The 13,345-nt window shown below is 71.0% G+C and carries 16 protein-coding genes; 4 read left to right on the forward strand and 12 right to left on the reverse strand.

Annotation, left to right across the window (positions count from 1 at the left end):
• Position 1 precedes the first annotated feature (1 nt).
• Entirely contained in the window at positions 2-1,105 is a 1,104-nt protein-coding gene (locus YIM_RS37850) for a serpin family protein (RefSeq protein WP_153034949.1), read from the reverse strand.
• A gap of 10 nt (positions 1,106-1,115) precedes the next feature.
• Entirely contained in the window at positions 1,116-2,384 is a 1,269-nt protein-coding gene (locus YIM_RS37855; RefSeq protein ID WP_153034950.1) for a deoxyguanosinetriphosphate triphosphohydrolase, read from the reverse strand.
• A 242-nt stretch (positions 2,385-2,626) separates the two neighbouring features.
• Between YIM_RS37855 and YIM_RS37860 the strand changes: the two genes are divergently transcribed.
• Positions 2,627-2,899 carry a hypothetical protein gene (locus YIM_RS37860; protein ID WP_153037500.1) on the forward strand — a complete coding sequence of 91 codons (273 nt, stop codon included), beginning with the start codon at positions 2,627-2,629 and terminating at the stop codon, positions 2,897-2,899.
• A 58-nt stretch (positions 2,900-2,957) separates the two neighbouring features.
• Here YIM_RS37860 and YIM_RS37865 read toward each other — a convergent pair whose 3' ends face one another.
• The 8 genes from YIM_RS37865 to YIM_RS37900 form a co-directional block, all read right to left on the reverse strand.
• On the reverse strand, positions 2,958-3,611 hold the full coding sequence (locus tag YIM_RS37865; protein WP_153034951.1) for a YdcF family protein: 654 nt from the start codon (positions 3,609-3,611) through the stop codon (positions 2,958-2,960).
• Positions 3,612-3,656: 45 nt separating this feature from the next.
• The gene (locus YIM_RS37870) at positions 3,657-4,262 is read right to left on the reverse strand and encodes a response regulator transcription factor (RefSeq protein ID WP_153034952.1); all 606 of its coding nucleotides are present in this window, start codon (positions 4,260-4,262) and stop codon (positions 3,657-3,659) included.
• A gap of 52 nt (positions 4,263-4,314) precedes the next feature.
• Positions 4,315-5,457 carry a sensor histidine kinase gene (locus YIM_RS37875; RefSeq protein ID WP_153034953.1) on the reverse strand — a complete coding sequence of 381 codons (1,143 nt, stop codon included), beginning with the start codon at positions 5,455-5,457 and terminating at the stop codon, positions 4,315-4,317.
• An 11-nt stretch (positions 5,458-5,468) separates the two neighbouring features.
• Positions 5,469-6,209 carry an ABC transporter permease gene (locus YIM_RS37880; protein ID WP_153034954.1) on the reverse strand — a complete coding sequence of 247 codons (741 nt, stop codon included), beginning with the start codon at positions 6,207-6,209 and terminating at the stop codon, positions 5,469-5,471.
• Positions 6,206-7,108 carry an ABC transporter ATP-binding protein gene (locus YIM_RS37885; protein WP_153034955.1) on the reverse strand — a complete coding sequence of 301 codons (903 nt, stop codon included), beginning with the start codon at positions 7,106-7,108 and terminating at the stop codon, positions 6,206-6,208. Before YIM_RS37885 ends, YIM_RS37880 begins: the two co-directional genes overlap by 4 nt.
• Before the next feature lie 75 nt (positions 7,109-7,183).
• The gene (locus YIM_RS37890) at positions 7,184-8,569 is read right to left on the reverse strand and encodes a glycine--tRNA ligase (RefSeq protein ID WP_153034956.1); all 1,386 of its coding nucleotides are present in this window, start codon (positions 8,567-8,569) and stop codon (positions 7,184-7,186) included.
• Between the two features lie 117 nt (positions 8,570-8,686).
• Positions 8,687-9,373, reverse strand: coding sequence for a class F sortase (locus YIM_RS37895; RefSeq protein ID WP_228004279.1), 687 nt, complete (start codon positions 9,371-9,373; stop codon positions 8,687-8,689).
• A gap of 4 nt (positions 9,374-9,377) precedes the next feature.
• Complete coding sequence (locus tag YIM_RS37900) at positions 9,378-10,445, reverse strand: hypothetical protein (protein WP_153034957.1); 1,068 nt, start codon at positions 10,443-10,445, stop codon at positions 9,378-9,380.
• 238 nt (positions 10,446-10,683) lie between these two features.
• Between YIM_RS37900 and YIM_RS37905 the strand changes: the two genes are divergently transcribed.
• Positions 10,684-11,073, forward strand: a complete 390-nt coding sequence (locus tag YIM_RS37905; protein WP_153034958.1) for a helix-turn-helix transcriptional regulator — start codon at positions 10,684-10,686, stop codon at positions 11,071-11,073.
• Positions 11,073-11,492, forward strand: a complete 420-nt coding sequence (locus tag YIM_RS37910; RefSeq protein WP_304505959.1) for a Fur family transcriptional regulator — start codon at positions 11,073-11,075, stop codon at positions 11,490-11,492. The genes YIM_RS37905 and YIM_RS37910 overlap by 1 nt, the downstream gene beginning before the upstream one ends.
• 4 nt (positions 11,493-11,496) lie before the next feature.
• Here YIM_RS37910 and YIM_RS37915 read toward each other — a convergent pair whose 3' ends face one another.
• Entirely contained in the window at positions 11,497-12,150 is a 654-nt protein-coding gene (locus YIM_RS37915; protein WP_228004280.1) for a TetR/AcrR family transcriptional regulator, read from the reverse strand.
• 76 nt (positions 12,151-12,226) lie between these two features.
• Between YIM_RS37915 and YIM_RS37920 the strand changes: the two genes are divergently transcribed.
• Positions 12,227-12,910, forward strand: coding sequence for an NAD(P)-dependent oxidoreductase (locus YIM_RS37920; RefSeq protein WP_228004281.1), 684 nt, complete (start codon positions 12,227-12,229; stop codon positions 12,908-12,910).
• Here the strand turns inward: YIM_RS37920 and YIM_RS37925 are convergent.
• Positions 12,893-13,345, reverse strand: a complete 453-nt coding sequence (locus YIM_RS37925; RefSeq protein ID WP_153034959.1) for a hypothetical protein — start codon at positions 13,343-13,345, stop codon at positions 12,893-12,895. The genes YIM_RS37920 and YIM_RS37925 overlap by 18 nt on opposite strands.

A 13,345-nucleotide genomic window follows, 5' to 3' on the forward strand; every position in this document is an offset into this window, starting at 1 on the left:
CTCAGCCGCCGACCGGGTTCGCCACCCTGGCCAGGAAGTAGACGGCCCCGGTGCCGGTGTGCCGGACCAGCAGCAGGAACGGCCGGTCCACGGTGACCGGCACCGGGTCGCCGGTCGCCAGGGAGACCATGCGGATCATCGCCGCGGTGGCCGCCGCGCCCTCCAGGCCGCTCTCGTCGATCCGCAGCACCGCCTGGTGCAGCACGTCCGAGACGAGCAGCCGCGGATCGGGGCTGAGCCCGGACAGGTCGGCGACCGGGGTGAACAGCGTGCGCACCCCGAGCGCCTTGAGCACCGCCGTCAGATCGGTGCGCAGGTCCAGTTCCAGCTTCGGCAGCGCCAGGCTCACCTGGGTGAACTGCTTGGCGGACAACAGCTCCGCCAGCTTCCCGGCGTCCAGCTCCGCCTCCGCCTCGGCCAGCTCGCCGTCGGGCAGCAGGACCACCGCCTCCACGTCGCCGACCGCGGGCAGGCCGACCACCTGCCAGCCGGCGGTGTGCGCGTAGGCGAGTTGCTCGGTCTGGTGCATGGTCGGCACCTCGACCGTGCCGCCGGGGGCGTGGAAGGCGGCCGGGCGGGTGCCGCCCTCGCCGAACGGGTTCGTCCACGCGGTCTTCAGGTAGAGCGCGTTGACCACGGCCGCCACCGTGTCCGGGCCGACCGACCCCGGCGTGAGCAGCTCGGGGATCAGGTCGTGCGTGGTGGTGGCGATGTCGGCGTTGATCGTCTGCCGCGCGGCTTCGGGATCGTCGACGAAGGGCGCGCTCGACACCGAGCCGTTGGCCCAGTCCGCCAGCTCCGCGACGAACTCGCTGCGAAGCTCCAGCTCATCCCAGGCCCACAGCGTGTTCGCCACTTCGAGCACCGGGCTGTCCTGGTGGTCGGGGCCGTGCAGTTCGGCGGCGTCGCGCAGCAGCTTGGCCGCGCCGTCGACCTCGCCGAGCAGCCGCGTCAGCTCCTCGGCCGACTCGCCGCGGGCCGCTCTGGCGACCAGCGCCAGCGCACTGGCCGCGGAGTACGGCGAGAAGCAGGTGTCGCCCGTACCGGCCTCGTTGTGCAGGGCCAGTGCGAACCGCAGGTGCTGGATTTCGGCTGGGTCGGCCATGCCGTCGACCCTACCCGTGAAGACCCGTGTGCCAGGAGTGCCAAGCGTGGGCCTGTGCGTCGGTCAAGGAGGCGATCTGGTCGATGACCACGCGCAGCCGGGCCGCGTCGTCGGGGGCGGCGGTCCAGGCCGGGCGGAAGATCGGGTCCAGCGGCTCGGGCGCCCGCCTGGCCAGCACCTCGACCAGTTCGGCGAGCAACTGGCGCTGGCCGTCCTGCATGGCCAGCCGCCGCGGATCGCTCATCACGTACCGCAGCGCCAGCGCCTTGAGCACGGCCACCTCGGCGCCCACCTGGTCCGGGACGGCCAGCGAGGCGGCGTAGCGGGTCAGCGGGCCATCGCCGTGGGCCGCCCTGGTGCCGGTGACCGCGGCCGAGGCGAACCGGCCGACCAGCTCGCTGGTCATCCGCTTGAGCGCCACCTGCGCGCCGAGCGAGGCGTCGTAGCGCTCGGCCAGCTCGGCCACCACCGGCAGCTCCAGCAGCCCGCGCGCCGCACCCTCCAAAGTGGACACCGGACAGGCGGAGAAGTGCTTGGCCGCCAGTTCCGCCAGCGCCGCCCGCTCCTGCGCGTCGGCCAGCACGCGGAACGAGATGCGCCCGGCGAGCACCCCGTCCTCCACGTCGTGCACCGAGTAGGCCACGTCGTCGGCCCAGTCCATGATCTGCGCCTCGAGACAGGTGCGGCCCTCCGGCGCGCCCTCGCGCATCCAGCGGAACACACCGAGGTCGTCGGCGTAGACGCCGAACTTGGCCACCCCGGCCTTGCGCGGCCACGGGTACTTGGTGGCCGCGTCCAGGCAGGCCCTGGTCAGGTTGAGCCCGGCGGTCTCCGTCCCGTCGAGCACCTTCGGCTCCAGCCTGGCCAGGATGCGCAGCGTCTGCGCGTTGCCCTCGAACCCGCCGCAGTCCCTGGCCACCGCGTTCAGCGCGTGCTCGCCGTTGTGCCCGAACGGCGGGTGGCCGATGTCGTGGGCCAGCCCGGCGGTGTCCACCAGGTCCGGGTCGGCGCCCAGCTCCTCGGCGATGCCGCGGCCGATCTGGGCGACCTCCAGCGAGTGGGTCAGCCTGGTCCGCGGCACCCCGCTCACCTCGGTGCCCTCACCGGGGCCGACCACCTGCGTCTTCCCGGCCAGCCGGCGCAGCGCGGCCGAGTGCAGCACCCTGGCGCGGTCGCGTGCGAACGCGCTGCGGGCGTCGGGCCGCGCACCGTCGAGCACGGCGCCCTTTGGCGGCTCGGCGAGCCGCCGCTCGGCGTCGTGCGCCGTGTAGGAGTTCACCTCCGCCAGCCTAATCGCCGTGCCCTGAGCGGCGCGCGGCCGAAATAGGGGTTCCCCTAGGGACTTTCTCGGGTGCCGCCGGAAAGCAAACCAGGAGACGATTGTGATTCCAGTCACCACGAACACTGGAAGCACGGAGGCGGTGATGAGTTATGACAAGCGCCGAAAGAGCCGAAGTCGTCACTCCTGAGAGAACGGTCGTGCCGGAGCGAACACCGGCCATCACCCACCGGGCCCGCGCGATGCTGCGCGCGGTGCAGGCGGGCCGGGCGGAACTGACCGCGAGCTGCGAGCCGGACCTCAGGGTGGACGGCCTGCACTGCAGTGACCAGGCGACTTCCCACGAACTGGCCAGGGCCGGGCTGATCAGGGCGGCCGGTCCGGCACTGCCGGGCAGCTGGGTGCGCGCCGAACTGACCCCGGCCGGACTGGCCGCGCTGGCCCGCCCGCTCCAGGGCTACACCGCGCGGCGGCTCTCCGTGGTCCCGCCGCTACCGAATGAATCCGCGGCGTGAGAATTGTTTCCGCAAGCCGGGAGAATCACATGATCGGCGGAGGTGGAATACCGGTTCCTCAGCCGAGGCCGGTGCCGCCGATATCGTCGGCGGGGCGTTTCGAAAGCCGGTAGAACAGCAACGCCCCGGTTTCCCGGAAGATGTACTTCGCCTGGGTTTCCCTGGTCTGCACGATCGGGCCGCGGTGGGTCGGCGAAGTCCACGCGTCCAGCCCGACGTCCTCGGCCATCGTCTCCGCCCGCAGCGAATGCCACGGGTCGCTGACCAGCACCGCGCTGCTCAGCCCGCGCCGGTGCACCTCGTCGGAGACCGCGTGCAGCGTGCCGAGCGTGTCGCGCCCCTCACCGACCACGATCGTGCTCTCCCGCGGCACCCCGCGCTCGATCAGCCACCGCGCGCCGGCCTCGGCCTCGGTGTAGCTGTCGCCCTCGGCGGAACCACCCGAGGTCAGCACGTACTTGGCCACGCCCGTGTCGTAGAGCTGCTTGGCGTGCACCAGGCGGGCCCGGAACACCTCCGACGGCTTGCCGTTGTACTGGGCCGCGCCGAGCACCACGATGACGTCGGCGGGTGACCGGTCGTCGAGCCTGGCCACCTGCCACACCCGCACCGCCGTGCCCCCGACCACCAGCAGCGCGATCAGCACCGCGCCGACCACGGCGCGGCGCACCCAGCGGGCAGCACTCACTCGTCCGGGAATACGCGCAGTCATAGTGGGGAAATCCTGACAGATTCACGCTGCGTAGCGAGTACCCCCTCAGAGCCAGCCGCGCTCCTCGGCGATGCGGACGGCTTCCGCACGCGTACGCGCACCGGTTTTCCCGATGGCGGCGGACAAGTGGTTGCGCACGGTCCCGTCGGACAGGTGCAGCCTGCCCGCCACGTCGGCCACCGTCGCCCCGTCCCCGGCGGCGCGCAGCACCTCGCGCTCACGCCCGGTGAGCGGACTGGTGCCGGTGGCCAGCGATTCCGCGGCCAGTGCCGGGTCCACCACCCGGAGTCCACTGTGGACCCGGCGGACGGCGTCCACCAGCTGCTCCGGCGGGCTGTCCTTGACCACGAACCCGGCCGCCCCGGCGGCCATCGCCCTGGCGAGGTAGCCCGGCCTGCCGAAGGTGGTGCACACGATGATCCGGCACGCTGGCAGTGCCGCGTGCAACTCGGCGGCCGCGGTCAGCCCGTCCTTGCCGGGCATCTGCACGTCCAGCAGCACGACGTCCACTTCGGACTCGCGGGCCAGCGCCAGCACCTCGTCGCCGGAGGCCGCCTGCGCCACCACTTCGATGTCCGGTTCCAGCCCGAGCATGGCCGCCAGCGCACCGCGCACGAGCGCCTGGTCGTCGGCCACCAGCACCCGGATCACGCCGCCTCCCCCACGGCTCGCCCGCGCCCGGAAACCGCCGCCCGCACCTTGATCACGCCGCCGCCTCCCCTGCGCTTGCTCGTACTCGGAAGCCACCGCCCGGCACCGGGGTCGCGTGTACCGTGCCACCGGCCGCGGCCATTCGTTCTCCCAGGCCACGCAGGCCGTTGCCCGGGGCGCCGGGCGGGTTCGTCCCGTCGTCGGTGATCTCGATCCAGTCCTCGCCGAGCGACACCCGCACCACCCGCGCCCCCGAATGGCGGATCACGTTGGTCACCGCCTCCCTCACCACGTAACCGAACACACCCCGCAGCTCGGGGCGCACGTCGTCGACCGCGGACGGCAGTTCGGCGCGGATCTCCGCCGCCCGCAAGGCCTCCCGCGCCCCGGCCAGCTCCGCGGGCAGCGAGACCTCGCGGTACTCGGTGACCGTGGCGCGCACGTCGGAGAGCGTGCTCCTGGCCAGCGCCTCGATCGAGCGGATTTCCTCGATCGCCGCCCGCTCGTCGTGCGCGGTCTCCAGCACACGGCGGGCCAACCCCGCCTTGACCGCGATCGTGGTGATGCTGTGCCCCAGCAGGTCGTGCAGGTCACGCGCCAGCCGCTCGCGTTCCGCGCTGACCGCCAGCGCCGCGATCTCCTCGTGCGCCGCGCGCAGCTGACGCACCATGCGCGAGAGCCTGCCCATGAAGAACATCGCGATGCTCACCGAGACCACGGTGACCAGGTCACCCAGCTCCGCCAGGAACCGGCCCTCGGCGAGCAGCCAGCCGGTGAGCCCGAGCGCCGCGACACCACCGGTGGCCAGCACGATCGACGTCGGCAACGCGAAGGCGATCACCGAGATCGAGTACACCATCAGGTACATGTGCTCGTCGCCGAACAGCACCAGCAGGGCGAACCCGACCGCCAGGTGCGCCAGGCACCACGACAGCCGGGTTTCCACCCGGCGCATCGGCAGCACCAGCGGGAAGATCAGGTAACCCGCGCAGTACACGGCCACCAGCGCGAACGAGACCACGAGCACCGGCAGGCGGTGCTCGTGCTCCAGCAGTTCCACCGAGGACGGGATGACGAACGGCAGCAACAGCAGCGAAGCGAGCACCGTCCACCTGACCGGGAACCGGCTCGGCACGGACGGACCGGCCGGCGCGCCCTCCCACCGGCCGTCCCGCCAGTTCAGCGGCCCGGTCATGCCCGCTCCCCTCAGCCCCGCGCGCTGTCGGTGCGATAGCGCCGGATCACTATCGCACCGAGCACCAGGGTCCACCCGGCCAGCACGGCCACCGCGGTACCGAGGCCCACCGACAACTCGCTGGTCACCGCGCCCCGGCCGACCTGGGTCAGCCAGTAGCTCGGCAGCAGTTGCGACACCTCGCGCAACCACTCGGGCAGGGAGTCGATCGGCACCCACAACCCGCCGAGAAAGCCCATCGTCATGGTCACCAGCATGCCCAGCGGCTGCATCGACTCCGGCGTGCCGAACTGCCCGAGCAGCAGGCCGAGCAGCACGAACGGCACCGCGCCGAGCCAGCTGCCGAGCCCGGCCCGCAGCCAGCCGGCGGCATCGAGGTGCACGCCCTGGGTGAGCACCGCGACCACCGGCACCAGCACCACCGCGGGCAGCGCCACCAGCATCCCGGACAGCCCCTTGCCGCCGAGGTACCCCGTCCCCGACAGCGGGGTCAGGCGCAGCTGGCGCTGCCAGCCGCCGGCGCGTTCGAGCGCCAGCCTGCCGCCACCGGCCATCGCCGCCGACAACACGCCGAAGGCCATCATGTTGACCATGAACACGCCGACCAGCTCGGCCCGGTGTGGCGCGTCCTGCGGCAGGAACAGGTTGGCCTGCAACAGGAACATGATCACCGGAAAGGCGATCGCGAAGAGCACGAACCGGGTGGAGCGGAAGGTGCGGCGGATCTCCAGCCGCAGGTAGGCCGCGCTCATCGGGCGCTCCCCTCGGTGGTCAGGGACAGGAAGGCGCCTTCGAGGCCGACCGCGGACACCTCGATCTCGTGCGCCGCCGGGTACTCGCGCAGCAGCGCGCGCAGGGTGGCGTCGGAGTCCTCACTGGACAGCGCGAGCTGCTCACCGCGTTGCTCCACATCGGACACTCCGGGCAGAGCACCGGCCGCGGCCGCGCTCAGGCCGGGCACCACCGCGCGAATGGTGCGGCCACCGGCCAGCGCGCGCACCTGCGCCACCGAACCGTCCGCGACCACCCGGCCGGCCCGCATCAGCACCACCCGGTCCGCGAAGTCCTCGGCCTCTTCGAGGTAGTGCGTGGCGAACAGCACGGTCCGGCCGGTGTCGGTGAACTCGCGCATCCCGCGCCAGAACTCCCGGCGCGTGCCGACGTCCATCGCCGCGGTGGGCTCGTCGAGCACCAGCAGGCCCGGATCACTGACGAGCGCGATGGCGAACCGCGCGCGCTGCTTCTGCCCGCCGGACAGCTTCGTGCCGCGCCTCCCGGCGAGGTCGGTGACCCCCGCGCGGCGCAGCGCCTCGTCCACCGGCAGCGGCGCGCGATGCAGCGACGCCACCATTTCCACCATCTCGCCGACGGTCGCGTCCTCGAGCAGCGCGCCGCCCTGCAACATCGCGCCGATGACACCGTCGGCCACCGCCTCGGCCGGACCCAGCCCGAAGATCGTGGCCGTACCGGCGTCCGGGCGGGTGAGCCCGAGCAGCATGTCGACGGTGGTGGACTTCCCGGCACCGTTCGGCCCGAGCAGGGCGACGACCTCACCCGGCGCGATGGCCAGGTCGACGCCGTCGACCGCCCGGACTTCCCCGTAGTGCTTGCGCAGGCCCGAAAGCCGGACCGCGTGAGAATCTCTGGTCATGCCTCCAGCGTCGCGCCGGAGGCCGCCCGATCCCCAGGCCGCTCGTCACGACCTGCCCATGACATCCGTCAGGGGTCAGCAGCCGATCAGCCGCGCGCCCAGGTAGGACTGGAGCTGGTCGATCGAGACCCGCTCCTGTGCCATCGAGTCGCGCTCGCGCACGGTCACCGCGTGGTCCTCGAGCGAGTCGAAGTCGACGGTGACGCAGAACGGCGTGCCGATCTCCTCCTGGCGGCGGTAGCGCTTGCCGATCGACCCGGCGTCGTCGAAGTCGACGTGCCAGTGCTTGCGCAGCGCGGCCGCCACGTCGCGGGCCTTCGGCGTGAGGTCGGCGTTGCGCGAGAGCGGCAGCACCGCGACCTTGTACGGCGCGAGCCGGTAGTCCAGCTTGAGCACCACGCGCTTGTCCACCCCGCCCTTGGCGTTGGGGACCTCGTCCTCGGTGTAGGCGTCGACCAGGAAGGCCATCATCGAGCGGCCGACACCCGCGGCGGGCTCGATCACGAACGGCCGGTACCGCTGGCCGCTGGCCTGGTCGAAGTAGGACAGGTCCACCCCGGAGTGGTTCGAGTGCGTGGTCAGGTCGAAGTCGGTGCGGTTCGCGATGCCTTCGAGCTCACCCCACTCCTGGCCGCCGAAGCCGAAGCGGTACTCGATGTCCACGGTCCGCTTCGAGTAGTGCGACAGCTTTTCCTTGGGGTGCTCGTAGTGGCGCAGGTTCTCCGGCTTGATGCCGAGATCGGTGTACCACTCGGTGCGCGTGTCGATCCAGCGCTGGTGCCAGGCCTCGTCCTCGCCAGGCTCGACGAAGAACTCCATCTCCATCTGCTCGAACTCGCGCGTGCGGAAGATGAAGTTGCCCGGGGTGATCTCGTTGCGGAAGGACTTGCCGATCTGGCCGATGCCGAACGGCGGCTTCTTCCGCGACGTGGTCTGCACGTTGAGGAAGTTGACGAAGATGCCCTGCGCGGTCTCCGGGCGGAGGTAGTGCAGGCCCTCCTCGGACTCGACCGGGCCGAGATAGGTCTTGAGCATCATGTTGAAGTCACGCGGCTCGGTGTACTGGCCGCGGTTGCCGCAGTTCGGGCAGGGCACCTCGGACAGGTCGTCCTCGCTGGCTTCCTTGCCGGTGCGGCCGGTGAACTCCTCCGCGAGCTGGTCGGCGCGGAAGCGCTTGTGGCAGGACAGGCACTCGACCAGCGGGTCGGTGAACACGCCGACGTGACCGGAGGCCACCCACACCTGGCGCGGCAGGATCACCGAGGAGTCCAGGCCGACCACGTCGTCGCGGCCCTGCACCATGGACTTCCACCACTGGCGCTTGATGTTCTCCTTGAACTCCACGCCGAGCGGACCGTAGTCCCACGCCGACCGGGTACCCCCGTAGATCTCCCCGCACGGAAAGACAAAACCACGACGCTTGCAGAGACTGACTACGGTCTCGATGGTGTTGGCGGGCACTCCACGCTCCGTGACATGCGGGGACGGTTATCTGACTTGTCAGAGTATCCGCTGCACATCGGGCGCTTCCGGAGGGGTTTACCTTGGGTGAAAAGGCAAACGCGGATCATCGCCGATTCACGGCCGCGAGACGAGTTCCGCGGTGACGATCCGGTTGTCCTCGTAGCCTTCGGTGCCGCCGACGTAGTCCCCGCCGCAGGTGACCAGCACCAGCCGGTGCGGGCCGTCCTGGCCGAACAACTGCTGCGCGTGGTCGGGCAGTTCGCTCTTGTGCAGCGTGACGACCTCGGTGATCCGGTACTTCCACTGCCCGCCGTCGGTGTCCACCACGCTCACCTCCTGCCCGGGGTTGCTGCGCCACAGCTCGTCGAACGGGCCGTTCTGCCGCTTCCAGTTCACGTGGCCGGACAGCAGCGCCGCGCCCTGGCTGTCGCCGAGCTTCGCGCCCCACCAGGTGGCTTCGTCGAGACCGTCCGGGATGGGCAGCACGCCGTCGGCGGTGACCTCCTTGCGGATCAGCTTCGCCGTGCCGCCCTCGGGCAGCCGCACCGTGCCGGGGTTCTGCGCGGGCTCGGCGACCTGCACCGCCGATGGCGGCGCCGAGGTCTCCACGGGCAGGTCGGGCGTCAGCACCGGGGCGGGCGGCTGCGCGACCGGCACCGGGTCCGGGCCGCTCGCCAGCACCCAGACCCCGACCCCGGTGACCACCACCGCGACGATCGCGAGCACGATCGCGATCAGCTTGCGGCGGCGCGGGACCTCTTCGACAGCGGGCGGTGTGGTCGGCGTCGTCGGCGTCTCCACCGGGTCAGCGCTTCCGCTCGACCGGCACGGTGCGGCGGCGCAGCGTCAGCACGGCACCCGTGCCCAGCAGCAGCCCGCCACCGAGCAGCGACAGGCCCAGCGGCGAGACACCACCGCCGGTGTTCTCCGGCGAGATCGCGCCGGCCGGGATCTTCGTCGGGACCTGCGGGGTGCTCGACTGCGGGTCGGCCGGCTTGAAGTTCTCCGGGATGGAGCAGCTGACGCCACCGAACACGTACCGGCTCTTCACTTCCTCGACCGGCTGGCCTTCCTTGTCCTTGACGTGGGTGACGATCTCGACGAGCCAGCCCGCGGCGGCGTTCAGCTCACCGTTGCGCCACTGCGTCTGGCGCAGCAGCGAGTCGAACTCGGAGATCGGGCGCACGGTCAGGTCGGACCTGGTCTTGGTGGCGTCTTCGATCCCGACCTTGGGGTCCGTGTCGCGCGGCGCCCCGAACGGCAGATCGGTCAGTTTCAGCTCGCCACCGGCGGCCGGGACCTCCTGCTCGGCGAGGTCACCCTCGGCGTTGCGCACCCAGATCTTGGCCGCGGTGGTGGTGCCGGCGACCTTGTCACTGCCCGCGCATTCGACGGTGGACTTGGCCTTGTCCAGCGCCAGAATCGTGTTGTCGATCTCGCTGGTGCCGCCGATGGTGACGTCCTGCAGCGCGTAGTTGGTCTCCGCGGTGGCCGTGGGCACGTTGGTGTCCTTCAGCGTCGCCACCACGTTGTGGTCGCGGCTGTCGACGCCTTCCGGATACGGGCTGTGGTCGGCGTTGTACTTGCCGAGGTGCACCAGGTAGTTGGCGCCGATGGCCTTCTTCTCGCCATCGTCCTTGGGCAGCAGGTTGCGGTCCTGCGACAGGCGGGACTCACCCGGCTTGAGCGGCGACTTCTGCGTTTCGGTGACGACGGTGCCCGCACCCTCACCCTCGCCCACCTTCGCCGCGGCGGCGTTGGCGTAGGCGACCGGGCCGGTCTTCTCGTCCACCTGGGCCGATGCCACTCCGGGGGCGACCGCGAAGGCCAGTGCCGTCGTGCCAGCGGCCAGCTTCGTCACAAAACGCGTCATGGCTCCTCAGCTTCATAGGCGCTCTTGCCGTAACACACACGCGCGAACACTCGTTCGGGTTGCTCGCGCGACCCCAGCCCCCGCGGCGCGGCCGCTGCTGCGGCCAACTTCGCACGGCAGTCCACAAGATAGGAAACTTACTCACAATTTCGCCCCGATGTCACTCGAACGGCCTAGTCCATAGGAGAGCCACTAGACTGGTAAAGACAACCCTTTTCGCCAACCGCTGGAGTGGACGATGCCGACGGTGAGCCCGGACGCCGCACCACCCGGTCTGCCGGAGGACGCCGAGCACGTGCACTCGCCCGCCCGGACGCCGTCCCCGCACGCGCCGACGCCGTCCCCGGCCACCCTGGTCGAAGCCGGTGAGCTGCTGCGCGCGCTGGCCGCCCCGGTGCGCATCTCGATCGTGCTGCAGCTGCGCGAGGGCGACCGCTGCGTGCACGAGCTGGTCGACTCGCTCGAGGTGGCCCAGCCGCTGATCAGCCAGCACCTGCGGGTGCTCAAGGCGGCCGGCGTGGTGCACGGCGAGCGGCGCGGCCGCGAGGTGGTCTACCGGCTGGTCGACGACCACCTGGCGCATATCGTGGTGGACGCGGTGGCACACGTGCAGGAAGGCAAGCAGTAGTGAGCATCCCGACCCGAGGACCGGCCCCGCTGCCCGGACGCCGGTCCACGAAGCAGCGCGCGGCCGTGGTCGAGCTGCTGGAGACGGTGGACGACTTCCGGTCGGCGCAGGAACTCCACGACGAGCTGCGCAAGCGCGGTGAGGGCATCGGCCTGACCACGGTGTACCGGACGCTGCAGTCGCTGTCCGAGGCGGGCGAGATCGACGTCCTGCGCACCGAATCCGGTGAGGCGATCTACCGCCGGTGCTCCTCGCACCACCATCACCACCTGGTCTGCCGCCGCTGCGGGTTCACCGTGGAGGTGGAGGGCCCGGCGGTCGAGCGCTGGGCGGAGAAGATCGCCTCGGGCAACGGTTTCTCCGACATTTCGCACACCGTGGAAATCGTCGGCCTCTGCGCCGACTGCTCGAAGCGCTAGACAGCTAGGCACCGTCCGGGCGCAGCGCGTCGAGGATCAGCGAGAGGCCGAACTCGAACTCGCCCGCGTACTCGTACCCCGGCCGCAGGACGTGCTCGGTCATCAGCTCCATGAGGTGCGGGTAGGCGTCGACGGGCATGTCGCGCTGGATGCCGGTGGCGACCTCGTCGAGTTCGGTGGTGTTGGTGAACGGCAGGCTCAGTTCCTGGAGCACGAACCCGTACAGGTAGCTGTCGATCACCGAGAAGGCGTGCGCGGCCATCGCGACGGAGAAGCCGCCCGCGCGCAGTGCGCCCAGCACGGCGTCGTGGTGGCGCAAGGTCGCCGGACCAGGTTGGCTGCGCGAATCCATCAGGCCGACGGCCCACGGGTGCCGCCGCAGCGCGTCCCGTGACGAAGCCGCGCGATCGCGCATGGCCCGCTTCCAGTCGCCGTCGGGCTCCGGCAGCTCGATCTCCGCGAACACCGCGTCGACCATGCCGTTGAGGATGTCGTCCCGGCCGCGCACGTGGTTGTAGAGCGACATCGCCTCGACCCCCAGCCGCCCGGCGATCGCGCGCATGGTGAGCCCCGCTTCCCCCTTCTCGTCGGCCAGTGCCATCGCCGCGGTGATCACCCGCTCCCGGCTGAGCGGTTCCCGGTTCGCGCGCTGTGCCAACGTGGTCCTCCTTGACGGGCTTACAACGTAAGTCTAGCGTTACTTACATCGTAAGTCCGGAAGGCGGGAGCGGGACGTGGACAAGGTCTGCATCATCGGCGCGTCGGGAAAACTGGGGCGGTACATGGTCCGCCAGTCGCTCGAGCGCGGGTACGAGGTCGTCGGCGTCTGCCGGGAGCGCAGCGTGGGCAAGCTGGCCGAGTTCGAGGGCCGGATCACCGTGGTGCCGGGGCCGACGAACGACCGGGAGGTGATCCGGAAGGCGGTCGCCGGCTGCGACGGCGTGCTGACCGTGCTGGTCCCCTGGCGCGTTCAGCAGTACTCGTCGGGAACCGCGCAGGCCGTGCTCGACCACGCCGAACCCGGTGCGCGCCTGATCTTCTCGTGTGGCTGGCACATCACCAAGGACGGCGAGGACCAGTACTCCTGGCTCTTCCGGACGGGCGTGAAGGTCGCCACCGTGCTGGCGCGATGGCTGCGCGCGGCCGAGATCGACGACCAGGTGGAGGCGTGCCGCCGGATCTTCGCCAGCGACCGGCGGTGGACCGTGGTGCGCGGCAGCGATCTGGAGGAGGGCGAGAGCCAGGGGCTGCCGGTGTGGAGCCGCCACGTCGGCGACCCGGTACTGGCCAGCAACCTGACGCGGCGCGTGGACTTCGCGTTGTTCATGGTGGAGGCGCTCACCGACGACACGCTGGTCCACGAGGCACCGGCCATCGTCAGCCGCGTCTCGGAAAGCGCACTAGCCGCGCAGGGCTGACAACAGGTCTTCCGCCGCCGGGTCGCCGATCAGATAGGTGCGGCCGTCGCGTGTGGTCAGCCGGACGGCGGGACCGCGGCGGAAGGCAAAGCCGACCAGGCCGCCGCCCTTGAGCCGGTAGCCGAACCCGTGGAACTCCCGCCACGGGTCCACTTCGGACAGTTCGACCGAAGTGATCTCCTGGCGCGGCAAGGTTTTGCGGAAGAACGGAACGACGATCAGCCGCAGGTGCCGGTCGTCGACCTCGATCCGGCCGCGGGTCCCGAGCAGGGCGCCCGCCACCCCGAGCACCACCACCGTGACGACCGCGCAGGCGACCGGCTGGTCCCCGGCGTACCACCACAGCGCCACGCACAGCAGCACGCAGCCCGCGGCCACCGCGCGCAGGAACCACGCAACCCCGGCGGGAAGCCGCACGGTCGTCCGGTACGCCAC

The sequence above is a fragment of the Amycolatopsis sp. YIM 10 genome (assembly GCF_009429145.1).
Lineage (GTDB): Bacteria > Actinomycetota > Actinomycetes > Mycobacteriales > Pseudonocardiaceae > Amycolatopsis.